The 16,608-nt window shown below is 69.8% G+C and carries 14 protein-coding genes; 3 read left to right on the forward strand and 11 right to left on the reverse strand.

Annotation, left to right across the window (positions count from 1 at the left end; all coding sequences use genetic code 11):
- Window positions 1–37: 37 nt before the first annotated feature.
- Window positions 38–1,021, forward strand: coding sequence for a ligase-associated DNA damage response exonuclease (locus tag H149_RS0101630; RefSeq protein ID WP_020647981.1), 984 nt, complete (start codon window positions 38–40; stop codon window positions 1,019–1,021).
- Window positions 1,022–1,100: 79 nt separating this feature from the next.
- Here H149_RS0101630 and H149_RS0101635 read toward each other — a convergent pair whose 3' ends face one another.
- Together H149_RS0101635 and H149_RS0101640 are read right to left on the reverse strand one after the other, a co-directional pair.
- Complete coding sequence (locus H149_RS0101635) at window positions 1,101–1,715, reverse strand: ATP-dependent Clp protease proteolytic subunit (protein ID WP_020647982.1); 615 nt, start codon at window positions 1,713–1,715, stop codon at window positions 1,101–1,103.
- A 201-nt stretch (window positions 1,716–1,916) separates the two neighbouring features.
- Window positions 1,917–2,396, reverse strand: coding sequence for a DUF2147 domain-containing protein (locus H149_RS0101640; protein ID WP_020647983.1), 480 nt, complete (start codon window positions 2,394–2,396; stop codon window positions 1,917–1,919).
- Window positions 2,397–2,570: 174 nt separating this feature from the next.
- On the opposite strand from H149_RS0101640, the gene H149_RS0101645 reads away from it, so the two are divergent.
- Window positions 2,571–3,578 carry a sensor domain-containing diguanylate cyclase gene (locus H149_RS0101645; protein WP_020647984.1) on the forward strand — a complete coding sequence of 336 codons (1,008 nt, stop codon included), beginning with the start codon at window positions 2,571–2,573 and terminating at the stop codon, window positions 3,576–3,578.
- Between the two features lie 237 nt (window positions 3,579–3,815).
- On the opposite strand, the gene H149_RS0101650 is transcribed toward H149_RS0101645, so the two are convergent.
- The 8 genes from H149_RS0101650 to H149_RS0101685 form a co-directional block, all read right to left on the reverse strand.
- A complete protein-coding gene (locus H149_RS0101650; RefSeq protein ID WP_020647985.1) occupies window positions 3,816–4,697 on the reverse strand; it encodes an SDR family NAD(P)-dependent oxidoreductase in 882 nt (293 codons plus the stop codon).
- A 10-nt stretch (window positions 4,698–4,707) separates the two neighbouring features.
- Entirely contained in the window at window positions 4,708–5,919 is a 1,212-nt protein-coding gene (locus H149_RS0101655) for an acyl-CoA dehydrogenase family protein (RefSeq protein ID WP_020647986.1), read from the reverse strand.
- 99 nt (window positions 5,920–6,018) lie between these two features.
- Complete coding sequence (locus H149_RS0101660) at window positions 6,019–8,115, reverse strand: pilus assembly protein TadG-related protein (RefSeq protein ID WP_083930737.1); 2,097 nt, start codon at window positions 8,113–8,115, stop codon at window positions 6,019–6,021.
- A 163-nt stretch (window positions 8,116–8,278) separates the two neighbouring features.
- On the reverse strand, window positions 8,279–8,860 hold the full coding sequence (locus H149_RS19315) for an ACP phosphodiesterase (protein WP_020647988.1): 582 nt from the start codon (window positions 8,858–8,860) through the stop codon (window positions 8,279–8,281).
- A 48-nt stretch (window positions 8,861–8,908) separates the two neighbouring features.
- Window positions 8,909–10,048 (reverse strand): GGDEF domain-containing protein, encoded by a 1,140-nt coding sequence (locus H149_RS0101670; protein ID WP_169518298.1) that lies wholly within the window; start codon window positions 10,046–10,048, stop codon window positions 8,909–8,911.
- Window positions 10,049–10,136: 88 nt separating this feature from the next.
- Window positions 10,137–11,129, reverse strand: coding sequence for an enoyl-CoA hydratase/isomerase family protein (locus H149_RS0101675; protein WP_020647990.1), 993 nt, complete (start codon window positions 11,127–11,129; stop codon window positions 10,137–10,139).
- 46 nt (window positions 11,130–11,175) lie between these two features.
- Window positions 11,176–11,721: a nuclear transport factor 2 family protein gene (locus tag H149_RS0101680; protein ID WP_020647991.1), complete on the reverse strand. Its 546-nt coding sequence runs from the start codon at window positions 11,719–11,721 to the stop codon at window positions 11,176–11,178.
- 81 nt (window positions 11,722–11,802) lie between these two features.
- A complete protein-coding gene (locus tag H149_RS0101685) occupies window positions 11,803–12,657 on the reverse strand; it encodes an alpha/beta hydrolase (protein ID WP_020647992.1) in 855 nt (284 codons plus the stop codon).
- 40 nt (window positions 12,658–12,697) lie between these two features.
- On the opposite strand from H149_RS0101685, the gene H149_RS0101690 reads away from it, so the two are divergent.
- On the forward strand, window positions 12,698–13,306 hold the full coding sequence (locus H149_RS0101690) for a TetR/AcrR family transcriptional regulator (RefSeq protein WP_020647993.1): 609 nt from the start codon (window positions 12,698–12,700) through the stop codon (window positions 13,304–13,306).
- 29 nt (window positions 13,307–13,335) lie between these two features.
- Here the strand turns inward: H149_RS0101690 and icmF are convergent, their stop codons facing one another.
- Window positions 13,336–16,602, reverse strand: a complete 3,267-nt coding sequence (gene icmF, locus H149_RS0101695; protein WP_020647994.1) for a fused isobutyryl-CoA mutase/GTPase IcmF — start codon at window positions 16,600–16,602, stop codon at window positions 13,336–13,338.
- Window positions 16,603–16,608: the final 6 nt, after the last annotated feature.

The raw sequence follows: 16,608 nt of genomic DNA on the forward strand, positions 1-16,608 counted from the left end.
CAGGAGGCGCGAGCGCATCCGCGCTACCATCGCCGCGATGAGCGATCTCGTCGTCCTTCGTCCCGAAGGCCTCTACTGTCCGGCCGGCGACTTCTACATCGACCCGCACAAGCGCGTGACGCGCGCGGTGGTCACGCATGCGCACGGCGACCACGCCAAGAGCGGCTGTGCGCGCTACTGGACGGCGACGCCGGGCTATCGGCTGCTGAAGACGCGGCTCGGCGCCGCGGCGCAGGTCAAGCCGCAGGACTACGGACAGGTCTTCGAACTCGGCGGCGCGCGCGTCTCGCTGCATCCGGCCGGCCACATCCTCGGCTCGGCGCAGGTGCGCATCGAGGTCGACGGCGAGGTCTGGGTGGTGTCCGGCGACTACAAGCGCGACGACGATCCGAGCTGCGCGCCGTTCGAGGTCGTGCGCTGCGATACCTTCGTCACCGAGACGACGTTCGCGTCACCCGACTACGTCTGGCCGCCGTCCGGCAGCGCCAGCGCCGCGATTCACGCGTGGTGGCAGCAGAATCGCGCCGACGGTTTTGCCTCCGTGCTGTTCTGCTACGCGCTCGGCAAGGCGCAGCGCGTGCTCGCCGAGCTGCGGCGCCATGTCGATGCCGAGACGACGGTGTACCTGCACGAGGCGATGACCAAGCTGGTCGGCCATTACCGGCGTGAAGGCATCGCCATGCTGGCGACGAAACCGGTCAACGAATGCGTGGCGAGCCACGACTTCCGCGGCGCGCTGATTCTGGTGCCGCCGCACGCGTTCGGCACGCCGTGGCTGAAGCGTCTGGCGCCGTACCGCACCGGCTTCGCTTCGGGCTGGATGGGCGCAGATAATGGACGCTCTGCGAAGTACGACCGCGGCTTCACGCTGTCCGACCACGCCGACTGGCCGTCGCTGCTGCGCACGATCGACGAAACCGGCGCGCGCCGCGTGCTGGCGATGCACGGCGACAGCGCGCTGCTCGTCGCCCTGCTGCGCGCGCGCGGCCTGCAGGCCGACGCGCTCGATCTGCAGCACTGAGCGCAGCTGGATCCGCAACGAAAGACGCCGCCGATGACGGCGGCGTCCTGTACGGCCCTGCCGGGCGCTGCCGCCCGGCTCAGCCGTCGATCTGGCCGGCGTTGTCGATGATGCGGCCGACCAGGCCGTACTCCTGGGCCTGCTGCGCGCTCATCCAGTAGTCGCGCTCGGTGTCGCGCTGGATGCGCTCGAGCGGCTGGCCGGTCTCGCGCGCGAAGATCTCGTTGAGACGCTGGCGCATCAGCACGATTTCCTTGGCCATGATGGCGATGTCGGACGCCGTGCCGCCGGCGCCGCCGGACGGCTGGTGCAGCATGAAGCGCGTGTTCGGCAGCGACAGGCGGTTCTCGCGCTTGGCGGCGCTGTAGATCAGCGCGCCGGCGCTGGCGACCCAGCCGGTGCCGATGATGCGCACGGTCGGCTTCACGAACTTGATCATGTCGTGGATCGTGTCGCCCGATTCGACGTGGCCGCCCTGGCTGTTGATATAGATCGTGATCGGATCGTCCGATTCGGCGGCCAGCGCCAGCAGGCGCGCGCTGAACGACTCGGCGAGCTTCTGGTTGATCGCGCCGTAGATCAGGACCGTGCGCGCCTTGAACAGCCGCTCCTCGAGGCCCGGCACCTTGCGCGCCGCCGCGGCCTTGGCGTCGTCGTCGTCCTTCTGGGCGTGGATGAAATCGGAGTCGAGCATGGGAAATCCTTGGATGGTCGGCGCCAGGGAGCGCCGGATGCGAGAAATTGGGAGCGGGCTGCCGATTCTAGGTAAGGCGCCGCGGACCTGCACCTCGCCTGATGGGGACGCCTCGGCGCCGGCGCAAGAGGCGCCGGCGATGGCGGCGCACGGCAGGCACCGCCGCGCCGGGCGCGCGCCCGGCGAAGGGGTGCGATGCGCCTACGGCGCCGGCTCGGCCTCGCGCAGCCAGGTCTGCGAGCGGCCGAGCATCGCGAAGCCGATGAAGCCGCGCAGATGCAGCGTGCGGCCCTGGTCGGCGAGGGCGAGCTTGGCGTCGTAGACCTTGCCGTTCTGCGGATCCAGGACCTTGCCGCCGCGCCATTCGTCGCCGTCTTTCTTCAGGCCCCAGAGGATCTCCAGGCCGGTGATCGGCGCGCCGCGCCGGTCGCCGCCGCACTGCTCGCAGGTCGGATTCGGCTTGGACGGATTGAACAGCTTGACGACGCGGCCGTGCAGCTGGCCGTCCTGCTCGCGGATCTCGACCAGCGACTTGGCCTGCCCGGTCTTGTCGTCGATCGTCTTCCACACCCCGACCGGTGATGCCGGATCGGCGGCCCGGACAAGACCGGCGGCCAGCGTCAGGCCGAGCGCCAAGGCGGCGACGGTGGCGGCGCGCGCCGGTTTCGGGATCGCTTTCATGACGGCTTCTTCGCGAAGGGGGCGCGCAGGGTGGCGCAACAGGTTCGGCGGCTCGCCCTGAACCGGTTCTGAATCGCGTCGGGGCGGTGCTGGCCGGCATCGGGCATTCGGCTGGCAGCAGGAAGGCGCTTTTCCTACTCGGCTCGGCGCGGCCGCATTCCTAGAATGCACCGGATGTACAACGACACCGCTCTCCCGCTCGGGACCTACCCGCCGCTCGATTTCGCCGAGCCCCTGCCCGCCGACCCGGTCGCGCTGCGCAGCGGCGAGTACGAGCAGCTCCTGCAGCGCGAGCCCCGTCGCTATGCCGATCTGGTGCGCTCGGTCAGCGCCTTCGGCATTTACCTCATCGATCGCGACGGTCGGGTCGGCAGCTGGAACCGCGGTGCGCGCAACCTGTCCGGCTGGCGCGAGGACGAGGTGATCGGCCGCCCGTACGAGGAGCTGCTGGCCGAGCCCGGTCCGCAACGCGAAGCCAACGCGCGGCGCGCACTCGACTTCGCGCGCGCGCACGGCCACTGCCGCGACGAACAGCGCCGCCGCCGGCCCGACGGTTCGGTGCTCATCGTCGACTGCACGCTTGACGCCGTGCGCGGCGACAACGGCGAGCTGGTCGGCTTCGTCGAGGTGTTCCACGACATCACCGAACAGAAGGAGCGGCAGAACGAGCTCTACGAGCGCGCGACCCGCGACACGCTGACGCAGGTCTTCAACCGCAGCCACTTCGTCGAGGTCGCCGCGCAGGAAGTCGAGCGGGCACGGCGCTTCGCCGAGCCGCTGTCGGTGGTGCTGTTCGACATCGACCAGTTCCGCAAGCTCAACGAGACCTGGGGTTCCGAAGTCGGCGATCGCGCGCTGCAGACCCTGGCGCGCGCCGCGCAGCAGCCGCTGCGCAAGATCGACTCGATCGGCCGCCTCGGCGGTGACGAATTCGCGATTCTTCTGCCGCGCTGCGACAAAGAGCCGGCGCTCGAAGTCGCGCAGCGGCTGCGCCTGCATCTTTCCGAGCAGAAGATCGCCACCGAGCCCGGCCAGCGCAACATCACGATCACCGTCAGCGGCGGCCTCGCCGCCCTGCGGCCGCTGACGCGCGATTTCGGCGAGCTGCTGCGCAACGCCGACGCGGCCTTGTACAAGGCCAAGCGCGAGGGGAAGAACCTGGTCCGCGCCTGGTTCGAGTGACGCGCGGAGCCGGCTGCTGCGCGTCCCGATCTCGCGCCTCCAGGCTCGCCGTGCGCTTGTACGGCTGGGCGTGGATGCCGCGACCTCGGGCCGGCTCACGACGCCGACGCCGCGCGGCACAGGCCTGCTCAGAGGATGCTTGCCTCTCCCCTCGACGAGGGGAGAGGCTCAGGGTGAGGGCTTGCTCGATCAGGGCCTGCGCGACGGAGACGACGCGAAATGCATTCGCCGTCGCCGCTACGCCGGCAGCCGGTAGTAATCCGGCCGGCCGGCCGTCCACAACTCGCCCCAGAGCTTGCCGCCGCCGTCGATCGTCAGCACTTCGCCGGTGATGAAGCTGCCGCTGGAAGCCGAGAGATAGATGCAGCCTTCGGCGATCTCCAGCGCCGTTCCCGGCCGTTTCAAAGGATTCGCGAGCGGGAATTCCTTGACGGCTTCCGGCGGATAGACCTCCAGCCCTTCGGTCGCGGTCAGGCCGGGGGCGACGCAGTTGACGCGAATGCCGAGCGGCGCCCACTCGACGGCGACGGTGCGCGAGGCGCCGATGATGCCGGCACGCGCCGCGACCGTGTGCGCGACGCCCGGCATGCCGCGCTCGGTGACGACGACGACGTTGACGATCGAGCGCCACGCGCCATCGCCGGCCGGATGCTCGCGCCAGTACTGCGCGGCGCGCTGCATCATGTACCAGCTGCCGTTGAGGTTGTTGTTGATGACCGCGGCCCAGCCCTTCGGCGCGTAGTCGATCGCGTTCTGCGGGAACTGGCCGCCGGCGTTGTTGACGGTGCAGTCGAGTCGGCCGAATTCGGCATGGATGCGCTGGAACAGTGTGTCGACCTGCTCCGGTTCGCGCACGTTGGTCGGCACCGCCAGCATCGTCGCGCCGCGCGCGCGCGCGAAGTCGACGACCGCGTCGAGCTTCTCCGGCGTGCGGCCGCAGATGACGACGTTCGCGCCGAGCCGCGCGAACAGCAGCGCGACGGCGCGGCCGATGCCGCTGCCGCCGCCGGACACCAGCGCGACCTTGCCCTTGAACAGATCGGGGCGATAAACCGTGTCGGCGTTCCAGATCGCCTCGGCGCTGTTGGCGTCGAGCTGGGCTTGGTAGGCGTGCGTCATCGGTGCCGGCTCAGCTGCGCAACAGTTCGCCGGCGATGATCATCTTGCGCACTTCCGTCGTGCCGGCGCCGATCTCGAGCAGCTTGATCGAGCGATACAGACGGTTGATCTCGGATTCCCAGATGTAGCCGCTGCCGCCGTGGATCTGCACGGCATGGTTGAGCACCTTGTTCAGCGTCTCGGCGGTGTACATCACGCCGGCGGCGGTCAGCTTGTGGATGTCGCCGCGGCCACCCTCGCCTTCGGCGACGGTGCTGGCGGCGCGCAGCACCTGATACGTGTAAAGGCGCATCGATTCGACCCAGACATACATCTCGGCGAGCATCGACTGCACCATCTGGAAATCGGCAATGGGTTTGCCGAACTGCTTGCGCTGGCGGGCGTAGTCGAGCGACAGCGCCAGCGCGCGCTCGGCGATGCCGAGATTGATCGGCGAGATCATCGAGCGTTCCAGGTCGAGACCGGACATCACGACGCGCACGCCCTTGTTCTCTTCGCCGACCAGATTGGCGGCCGGCACCTTGCATTCGTCGAACACCAGCTCCGCCGTCTGCGAGCCGCGGAAGCCCATCTTGATCAGCTTCTGCGCGACCTTGAAGCCCGGGAAGTCCTTCTCGACGATGAACGCCGAGACGCCCTGGTTGCCCTTTTCCTTGTCGGTCTTGGCGTAGACCAGCAGCACGTCGGCGACCGGTCCGTTGGTGATGTAGATCTTGCGGCCGTTGAGGACGTAGAAATCGCCCTCGCGCCGCGCCGTCGTGCGCATCGAGCCGATCGCGTCGGAACCGGCGCCCGGTTCGGTGAGACCCAGCGCGCCGATCAGCTTGCCGCTGTTCAGGCCCGGCAGATACTTCTGCTTCTGGGCCTCGTTCGCGTTGGCGAGGATGTTGTTCATGCACAGGTTCTCGTGCGCGACCCAGGCCAGCGCCAGCGCGTGGTTCCAGCGCGAGAAGGCCTGCAGGATCAGCCCGGACGTGAACACGTCGAGGCCGGCGCCGCCGTACTGCTCCGGCGCGGTGACGCCGAAGTAACCGGTCGCGCCGATCTTCGGGAAGATCTCGGCCGGCCACCATTCCTCCTCGTCCATCTTCTGCGCGAGCGGATACAGCTCGGCCTGCGCGAAGCGGTCGGCGTTGTTGAGGATTTCGAGTTCGTCGAGCGACAGGCCGGAGAAGGCCTGCAGGACGCTGGGACGTTCGACGCTACCGCTGTTGTCGGCCATGTTTGTATGCTGGTGAGTCAGACTTACCAGCACCATACGCAGCCGCCGGCGCGGCCGCCTCACCCATGTTGACGAGGGGCCGCGCCGCGCGTGCGCGGCTTACTGCGGAAGGTCGCTCGGCAGCGCCGTGGTGATGAGGTGCGGCTGGTCGACCGTCACCGAATTCATGATCACCGTCGCCGTGCCGAGCTGGATGCCGAGCAGCCTGAGCAGGCCATCGACGACCAGATCGAGCAGCGACAGCAGCGGCTGCAGCAGGAAGTTGAGAATGCCGAGGATGCCGGAGATGACCGGCATCGCCATGTTCAGCAGATCGGCCAGGCCTTTGAGCAGCAGGGTCAGGACGTTGGCCGAATCCTTCTGCCACTCCGGGCCCTGCACGCTGATGTTCGGCATCTGAGTGAGATTGCAGGTGGCTGACAGACTGCCGCAGGCCAGGCTGTTGACGAGACTGCCGACGAGGCTGTGCAGCACGCCGGCCGCGCCGACGGTCTGCGGGTTGTGGGTGGCGGCGGCGCCGGTCCGGCCCTTCGCGGTGTAGACGGTCGGCTTGCCGGCGGCGGCGCTGCGGTTGTACTCCTCGACCGGCGACAGCGCGCGGAAGCTGCTGTCGCCAACGGTCCCGGTCACCGGCGCGTTGAGCGCGACGGTCGTCTTCAAGTCTCCGAGCAGCCAGCCGAGCAGCCACTGCAGGGCGCCGAGCAGGCCCTGATCCGGGAACAGCTGCAGCAGATAAGGCTTGGTTTCCTGCGGATTGCCGGGGATGTTGAGGATCTTCGGCGCATTCTTGGCGTCTTCCGGATTGCCGGAATACGGACCGAGCGCAACGACGGCCACCGACGGCACGGCGCTGAGATGCGCAGTCGGGTGCGGAGCCTGCGACGACGGGCATTCGAGCGCGTCGAGGTAGGCCGCCGCGGCGGCGACGTTGAGGTCGACGCCGAGGCGCAGCTTGAGCAGGCCGAGCACCTTGTCGTTGATGCCGGCGCGCACCAGCAGGCGGATCTGGCTGGTCTGCGCGCAGGTGTAGTCGCCGTCGCTGCAGTCGGCATAGGCGGCCGATCCGCTCCAGGAGGCCGGATGGCCGGTGGCGCGGCCGAGCGCGAACTTCGGCGGTTCGAGTATCTGCAGGAAGATGTAGACGTTGAGCAGGCTGCCGAGGCTGACCTGCACCGGCAGGGCGATCGGCTGCACGCTGCCGCTGGCGTTGGCCTTCGCCGCCTGGCCGAGCGCCAGCAGCAGGTCCTGGCCGTTGACGATCGGGATCGCGCCGAGCAGGCCCGAAACCGGCTTGTTGAGCAGACCGCCGGTGACGTTGAGGATCTGCCCGAGGCTGAAGGTCTGGCTGTTGTCGGCGACGCCGCCGAGACCGCGGATCAGGCCGGACACGCCACCGCCGAGCTGGCCGCCGGTTTCGTTGACGGCGAACTCGAGGCCATAGCCGAGGATGCCGAGCCACTGCGGCAGCGTCAGCTGCAGGTCGATCAGCTGCGACAGGTCCTGCACGTTGAGGCCGATCTTGGTTGCGCCGCCGAGCAGGTTGCCGAGCGAGAGATTGACGCTGGCCAGGCCCTTGGTGCTGTCGAGCAGATTGAGATTGACGACCTGCGTGCGGCAGCTGCTGCCCGGCGTGCCGAGCGGGCACAGCAGCGCGCCGAGCAGATCGTTGAGCAGGCCGCCGCTCAGCGACAGCAGGCCGGAGCCGAGATAGAAGCTGCCGATCGCCTCCTGCTGCGCCGTCGCCGACGCGCTCATCGTGCTGTCTTTGCCCGGCAGCAGCAGCGGCACCAGCGCGGTCGGGAACGGCGCGCTCAGCGTGACGCGCGCGGCGCGGGCCTGCCACAGCGCGGTCGGCTGCAGATAGCGGCGCTTGGTCTGCGCGCCGGCCTTGATCACGCCGGGTTCGACGACCACCGAGCTCAGCGAGCTGCGGGTGCCGTTGCGGTCGAGGCTGGTGTTGACCGCGTCGACCAGGCGCGACTGCGTGATGTTGTCCGGATCGTCGCAGCCGCTGACGACGCGGGCGGCGTCGAGCGCGGCGAGGTTGGCCATCTTCTGCAGATGACGGTGCGCCAGATAGATGCGGCCGACTTCGATGGCGAGCAGCACCGAAATCAGCAGGGCCGTGATGGCGACGGCCACGAAGATGGCGACCGCGCCGCGTTGGCGGCGCAAGGAATGTAGGTGAGGGCGCATCCGTGCACTCAGGGCTGGAGAAAAGCGCTCCGAGCATGCCTGCGCGCCCCGGCGTTTCCATGTTGCAGTGCGGCGAACGGCGGCAACGGCGCGACCGTCGGTGGAAATCAGTATTTCCGTCGACCGCCCTGTGGCGGCGAGGCGCCCGCGCGCGGGCAAGCCGTCAGCGCAGCGCTTCGGTCTGCATGCCCGTGCGCAGGTCGGCCAGCAGCGCCGGTAAGGCGGCTTGCAGCGCCGGCACCTGCTCGCGCCAGCCGCTCGCCGCGCCGAGCAGCGCTTGCGGTTCCCGCAGACGCTGCGCGGTTCGCTGCACGGCGCGGTCGATGCCGGCAGCCTCGCCGTACGACAGCAGCAGCGCGCTGAAGCCCTGTGCCGAGCTGCGGCGGCCGCCGGCAAGCTCGAACCATGGCGCCGCTGCGGCGATCGCCGCGCCGGCCCGCGCGGCGAAGGCCGGCAGCGGCTCGTCGGCGTGGCGCGCCCAGTCGCGGGCCAGTGCGTAATCCGCGGCGAGGTCGAGCACGATGCCGGCATAGCGGCGCGTCGTCGTCGGAAAGCCGGCGCGCAGCGCCTGCGTCAGCGGGTGGCGGTCGGTCAGCGCGTCGACGCGCCGGTGCAGGCGCACGCCGAGCGCGATCTCGGCCGGATAGGCGCCGAGCTCGGCGCCGCGCACGACGTCGCCGAGCACGCTGCCGGCCAGCGAGGTGCCGGTCCGGTCGGCGAGCCACAGATGCGCGAGGAAGTTCATGCGACGAGCATGCCGCGGCGCCGCCGGCATGGCCAGATCGCGGCGCGCTCAGCCGGCGGTCGCCGGCTCTGGCGTCGCCACCTCGAAGACGCCGTCGTCGCGCAGCAGCACGGTGCGGTTGCGGCCGGCCTGCTTGGCGGCATAGACGGCGCGATCCGCGCGTTCGACCAGCTGCTCGACGGTCTCGCCGGGCTTGCCGGCGGCGACCCCGATCGAGACCGTGACCCGCAGGCCCGGCGCGAGGCGCTGCCAGTCGGCGCCGGCGACGGCGAGCCGCACGCGCTCGGCAATCGCCACCGCTGCGGCCGGCGCCGTGCCGGCCAGCAGCATCAGGAACTCCTCGCCGCCGTAGCGGCCCAGGGCGTCGCCGGGACGGATCGCGTTGCGCACGGTGGCCGCGAACAGGCGCAGCGCCTCGTCGCCGACCGCATGTCCGTAGCGGTCGTTGACGTCCTTGAAGCGATCGAGGTCCAGCATCGCCACGCAGTGCCCCGGCGGCGACGGCTGGCGCCCGATCAGCTCCCACAGCGGGATGCGGCGCAAGACGCCGGTGAGGTTGTCGTGCGTCGCCAGATAGGTGATTTCCTGCGCCGCTTCGGACAGTTCGCGATTGCGCTGCTGCAACTGCCGCTGCAGACGGTTGCCGTACCAGCCGACGACGCAGCAGCGCAGCAGGATGCTGGCGTGGCCGAGCCAGACCAGCACCTGCTCCGCGCTGGTGCGGTTCGGAATGCCCAGCGCGTCGCCGAGCTGCAGGCGCACCCAGATGCCGCCGAGCGCGACGAGGACGAAGCTCGACAGCATGCCGCGCAGGTCCAGGTTCAGCGCGGCGAAGGCGAAGGCCAGGAACAGCAGGTTCAGGAAATAGGACGCCATCGGCGGGCTGTACAGCGAGAAGCCGAGCTCGATGGCCGACATCAGCAGCAGCGCCGGCCGCGTCAGTCCCGGATCGCGCCAATGCCGGACCCGCGGCAGGTGCAGCAGCGCGCGCAGCACGATGAGCGTGGCGCCGATGATGGCCCCGTACAGCAGCGGCACGCGCAGGCTGATCGTGCCGGCGGCGACGAACAGCGAGAGCAGCACGACATCGACGCCGAGGCTGAGGCCGATATGCCCGATCAGGTCGAGCGCGCGCTCGCGCGCCTCGTCGGCGCGGGTCGCGCCGGGGTGGACGTCCATGTCATTCATGTCGTGTTCCGCGAACGCGTCGGCTCCTCCGGATCGCCCGCGCAGCCTAACCCGAGCCGCGCCGCAGGGCATGTCCGTTCGCGGGGCGTCAAGGCCGTGCGTCGACCAGCCCCCAGGCGAGCGCCTGTGCGGCATCGATGCGCTGGCCGGACAGCACCAGCCAGGCGGTGCGCTGCCGGCCGATGCGACGCGCGATGCTGACACAGCCGCCGGCGCCCGGGATCAGACCGAACTTGAGTTCCGGCAGCTGGAACCAGGCGTCGTCGCTGGCGAGCAGGCGGCCGGCGAAGGCCGGAAACTCGATGCCGGAACCGATGCAGGCGCCATGTACCGTGACTTCGGCGCGCGCCGCGACGGCGGCCAGCCAGCGCCCGGGCAGCGCCAGGCTGCGCACCAGATGCGCGGTCGCCGGGTCCGGCGCCGAGCCGAACTCGCGCAGGTCGCCGCCAGTCGAGAAACATTTGCCGCGCGCGCCGATCGCGACGCGCGCGATCTCCTCGTCGGCCGCCGCCAGCTGCAGCGCCTCGCACAGCGCGTCGCGCATCTCGACCGTCATCGCGTTGCGGTTCGCCGGACGGTTCAGCGTCAGCCGCAGCGTCGCGCCATCGCGCTCGGCGACGACCGCCGGCCCGGCCTCGCGCGGCGCCGCGGCCGGGGCGCGAAACGAGGCCTGCCAGCGCCGGAACTCGGCGCCGTTCTGCAGCGTCGCGTAGGCCAGCGATTCGGCGACCAGCGCGTCGCCGAGCGGCAGCGTTTCGGCGAGCCGCAGCAGCTGCACCAGGGTCATCGCCGCGAGCGGCGTGCGCGCCGCCGCCTCGGCGAGCGCCAGCGCCGCCTCGGCGCATTCGACGCGCGCGTCGCAGGCTGCGGCGAGCGCGTCTCCGGCCGCGGCGGCGCCGATGCCGATCACCGGCGCCGGCAGCTCGCGCAGCCAGCGCGCGAGCGCCGCCGTGTCGGCGGCCGCTTCGCCGAGATCGAGCAGCAGGCACGGCGTGCCGAGCGCGCCGTAGCGCGCTCGCTCGTGGATCTGCGCCAGCGCCTCGGCCTGTGGCGCCGTGAGGATCGGAAAGTCGGAGTTCATGCCCTCACGCTACGCATGCGCAGTGCCGCGCGGCAAGCCGGCGCGCTCAGCGCACGCCGCGGCGCAGCAGGCGGAAGAAGCCGTACGAGGGATCGGCCGGACCCGGCGCGCCGATGTAGGCGCCGGCGAGGAACGGATGCTGCAGGTCGACCTTGCTCGGCGAGGCCGGATAGGCCCAGTCGGCGACGATCGAGCGGTGGCTGAACTTCCACACGCCGTCGCGCTTCTCGTACTTGTCGAAGTAGCGGCCGCCGATCAGCACGTCGTACAGCGCGTCGCCGTCGCGCACCTGATGCATCGCGATCAGGTAGACCTCGCCCTCGGCGTAGTGGCCGTCGAGCTTGAGGTTCACCGTCGTCACGTTGTGATGCAGGATCGCCATCGGCGCCTGGATCTGCGGCAGCTTGTCGAGGAACTCGCGGGCCGGACCCTTGGCGAAGCGACCGTGCTCGTCGATCGCGTCGTCGTGGTAGAGCGCGCGCATCTTGTCGAAGTCGTGGCGGTCGGCGGCGTTGCAGTAGGCGGCGATCAGTTCATGAATCGCCTGCTTGTCGAGCAGCGCTTCGAGCTCGCGTTCGAGGTCCGGGCGCATCGGGTTCTCCAGTCGGTGAGCGCCGACCGTAGCATCGCGCGCCGTCGCCGCTGTTCCTCCGAAGGGACGAAGCGCCCGTATTCAGAGGAAGTCGGCGATCGCCTCGTGCACGGCGGCGTTCCACAGCGGGCCGTTGTGACCGAGCCCATGCGTCTTCAGCAGCGCGGCGTCCGGCCAGCGCGCGCGGATGCGCTCGCCGTCGCCGTGCCGCACGCGCGGATCGTCGTGGTCGTAGATCAGCAGCAGACGCTCGCCCGGCCGCGGCTGGTAGACGCGGCCCTGCGCCAGTTCCGGCCACGGCAGCTCGAACTGGCCGGCGTAGTAGTCGACGCAGCGCGCCAGCACGGCCGGCGGCGGCGCCACCATCTGCTCGATCGATTCCACCGGCACGTACGGCGCGAGCGGCGCGCACAGGCAGACGTAGCGCGCGGCGCGCAGGCCGGCGCGCTCGCGGGCCGCCATCATGCCGAGGCCGCCGGCGGAATGGCCGATGCAGGCATGCAGCTCGGTGCCGAGATGCGCGGCGAGCTCGGCGGCGTCAGCGATGAAATCGCGGAACGAGGTGCGCCGGCCCTGCGCGCTGCCGTGCGCGGTGACGTCGAAGGCGACGGCGCGAAAGCCGCGCGCCGCGAGATATTGCGCGAGCGGCGCCATCTGCGCGGCGCGGCCGCCCCAGCCGTGCACGAGCAGCACGGTCGGGCCGGCGCCCCAGGCCCAGGCCGTCTTGCGCCGGCCGGCGCCGCCGAACGGGATGCGGGTCGCGGCGGCGAGCGCGGCATGGTCACGCGCCTTCAGCGCCGGACGACCGGGTATGCTCGCCAGCGTGCGCACCAGCGTGAACGCGGCGGAGGTCGGCAGCAGTGGCAGCAGCGGACGGACGAGCCGCGCCGGCAGCGGCGTCGCCGGGGTGCGTACGGCAGCAGGGGTCGACGACATACGGCCTCCAAGTAGAATATTATTCTAGAATCCTATTCTAATGGCGCGCGCAAGAGCAAGCGGGACGCAGGACGGCGGGCGGCGGGAGGCGATCCTGGCCGCGGCCCTGCAGTGCTTCGGTGAGACCGGCATCGAGGCGGCGGCGATCGGCGACATCGGGGCGCGTTCCGGCGCCAGCGTCGGCAGCATTTATCACCACTTCGGCAGCAAGGAAGGCATCGCCCGCGCGCTGTTCGTCGAGGGCCTGCGCCGCAATATGGAACTGCTGGCGGCGCGCCTGGCGGCGGTCCGCGGCGCCGAGGTTGGGGTGCGCACGCTGGTGCTGGCACTGATCGACTGGATCGGCGCGCATCCGGACTGGGCGCGCTTCATCTACATGGTCAGCAGCAGCCGCTTCGCCGCCGAGGCCGACGCGGCGCTGCGTGAGCTCAGCCGCGACTACGGCGCGCTGATCGAGTCCTACTTCGGCCCGTACTTCGCGAGCGGTGCGCTGCGCGCGCTGCCGCGTGAATGCTTCGCGCCGCTGGTGATCGGGCCGGTGCACGACTACGCGCGGCGCTGGCTCAACGGCCAGGCGCCGACGCCGCTCGCCGGGCACGCCGCGCTGTTCGCCGATGCCGCCTGGGAGGCCGTGCGCGCGCGACCCTGAGTTGGATCGCGCGCGCGGCCGGTCCCGACTTACATGTTGCGGCGGTAGCGGCCGCCGACTTCGAACAGCGTCTGCGTGATCTGCCCGAGCGAGCAGACGCGCACCGCGTCCATCAGTACCGCGAAGACATTGCCGTTGGCGATCACGGTGTCGCGCAGGCGCGCGAGCAGTTGCGGCGCGTCGGCGGCGTGGCGCTGGTGGAAATCGGCGAGGCGCTGCAGCTGCGACTGCTTTTCGTCGTCGGTCGAGCGCGCCAGCTCGATCGTCTCCGGCACCGATTCGCCGTGCGGATTGCGGAAGGTGTTGACGCCGATGATCGGCAGCGAGCCGTCGTGCTTCTTGTGTTCGTAGTGCAGCGACTCTTCCTGGATCTTGCCGCGCTGGAAACCGGTTTCCATCGCGCCGAGCACGCCGCCGCGCGCGGCGATCGCCTCGAACTCCTTGAGCACCGCTTCCTCGACCAGATCGGTCAGCTCGTCGATGATGAAGCTGCCCTGGTTCGGGTTCTCGTTCTTGGCCAGACCCCACTCGCGGTTGATGATCAGCTGGATCGCCATCGCCCGGCGAACCGACTCTTCGGTCGGCGTGGTGATCGCCTCGTCGTAGGCGTTGGTGTGCAGCGAGTTGCAGTTGTCGTAGATTGCGATCAGCGCCTGCAGCGTCGTGCGGATGTCGTTGAACGCCATCTCCTGCGCGTGCAGCGAGCGGCCCGAGGTCTGCACGTGGTACTTGAGCTTCTGCGAGCGATCGTTGCCGCCGTAGCGGTTCTTCATCGCCACCGCCCAGATGCGGCGCGCGACGCGGCCGATCACCGAGTACTCCGGGTCCATGCCGTTGCTGAAGAAGAACGACAGGTTCGGCGCGAAGTCGTCGATCTTCATGCCGCGCGCCAGGTACGACTCGACGTAGGTGAAGCCGTTGGCGAGCGTGAACGCGAGCTGGCTGATCGGGTTCGCGCCGGCCTCGGCGATGTGATAGCCGGAGATCGACACCGAGTAGAAGTTCTGCACCTTGTGGGCGACGAAGTATTCCTGGATGTCGCCCATCATCTTCAGCGCGAACTCGGTGCTGAAGATGCAGGTGTTCTGGCCCTGGTCTTCCTTGAGGATGTCGGCCTGCACGGTGCCGCGCACGGTCGACAGCGTGCGCGCCCGCAGCTGCGCGTACTCGCCGGCGTCCGGCTTGCGGCCCTGCGCCCGCTCGAAGGCCTCGACCTGCTGGTCGATCGCCGTGTTCATGAACATCGCCAGGATCATCGGCGCCGGGCCGTTGATCGTCATCGACACCGAAGTCGTCGGCGCGCACAGATCGAAGCCGGAATACAGCACCTTCATGTCGTCGAGCGTGGCGATCGAGACGCCCGAGTTGCCGATCTTGCCGTAGATGTCCGGGCGCAGGTCCGGGTCCCAGCCGTACAGCGTCACCGAGTCGAAGGCGGTCGACAGGCGATGCGCCGGCATGCCTTCCGAGACGCGCTTGAAGCGGCGGTTGGTGCGGAAGGCGTCGCCTTCGCCGGCGAACATGCGCGTCGGATCCTCGCCCTCGCGCTTGAACGGAAACACGCCGGCGGTGTACGGGAACTCGCCGGGCACGTTCTCCTTCATCAGGAAGCGCAGCGTCTCGCCGTCGTCCTCGAAGCGCGGCAGCGCGACCTTGCGGATGCGCGTGCCGGACAGCGATTCGCTCGTGAGTTTGGTGCGGATTTCCTTGTCGCGGATCTTCACCACGTGCTCGTCGCCGCTGTACTGCGCGACCAGCGTCGGCCAGCGTTCGAGCAGCTTCTTCGCCTGCGGCGTCAGCTCGCCGTCCTTGGCAGAGACCAGCTCGTCGAAACCGGCGGCCGGCTGGCCGGCCTGCTCGAACAGCGCCTTGGCGATCTTCAGCGACTGGCGCTCGCGCGCGATGCGCGCCTGCTGCGCGATCTCGTGGTGATAGCCGCGCACGGTGGTGGCGATCTCGGCGAGATAGCGCACGCGCTCGGCCGGCACGATCGCGCGGCCCTGCGACGAAGCCTTGACCATGACCTTCGGCAGGCGGCCGTCGTCGAGCTTGAGACCCAGCGCCTGCAGTTTCGCGGCGAGCGCCTGGTAGAGCGCGGTGACGCCGTCGTCGTTGAAGCGCGAGGCCATCGTGCCGTAGACCGGCATGGTGTCCGGCGCCTGCATGAACAGCTCGCGGTTGCGCTGGTACTGCTTGCGCACGTCGCGCAGCGCGTCCTCGGCGCCCTTGCGGTCGAACTTGTTGATGGCGACGAAGTCGGCGAAATCGAGCATGTCGATCTTCTCGAGCTGCGAGGCGGCGCCGAACTCCGGCGTCATCACGTACAGCGAGGTGTCGACGAAGGGCACGATCGCGGCGTCGCCCTGGCCGATGCCGGAAGTCTCGACGATGACGAGGTCGAAGCCCGACAGCTTGCAGGCGGCGATCACGTCCGGCAGCGCTGCCGACAGCTCGGAGCCGGTGTCGCGCGTCGCCAGCGAGCGCATGTAGACCTTCGGCGTGTCGATCGCGTTCATGCGGATGCGATCGCCGAGCAGCGCGCCGCCGGTGCGCTTGCGCGACGGGTCGATCGAGACGATGGCGATGTTCAGGCGATCGCCCTGGTCGAGGCGCAGGCGCAGCACCAGCTCGTCGGTCAGCGAGGACTTGCCGGCGCCGCCGGTGCCGGTGATGCCGAGCGTCGGCGTCTGCACTTCGGCGGCGGCGGCGCGGATCGCCTCGCGCACGCCGTCCGGATACTCGCCGTTTTCGAGCGCGGTGATGGTGCGCGCCAGGCGCCGGCGGTCGCCGCTGCGCAGCGCGTCGAGCACCTCGGCCGGCTGCGGCGCGAGCGCGCCGAGGTCGTAGTCGCTCGACTGGATGACGTCGTTGATCATGCCCTGCAGGCCGAGCGTCGCGCCGTCCTCGGGCGAATAGAGGCGGGTGACGCCGTAGCCCATCAGCTCCTTGATCTCGGCCGGCACGATCACGCCGCCGCCGCCGCCGAAGACCTTGATGTTCTCGCCGCCGTTGGCGCGCAGCAGGTCGACCATGTACTTGAAGAATTCGACGTGGCCGCCCTGGTACGAGGTCACGGCGATGCCCTGTGCGTCCTCTTCGAGCGCGGCCTTGACGATCTCGCCGACCGAACGGTTGTGGCCGAGGTGGATGACCTCGGCGCCGGTCGATTGCAGGATGCGGCGCATGATGTTGATCGAGGCGTCGTGGCCGTCGAACAGCGAGGTCGCGGTGACGAGGCGGATCTTGTGCTTGGCCTTGTACGGCTTGAGATGGGCAGCAACGGAGAGGTCGTTCATGGCGGA

Source organism: Solimonas variicoloris DSM 15731, from assembly GCF_000382285.1.
GTDB lineage: Bacteria > Pseudomonadota > Gammaproteobacteria > Nevskiales > Nevskiaceae > Solimonas > Solimonas variicoloris.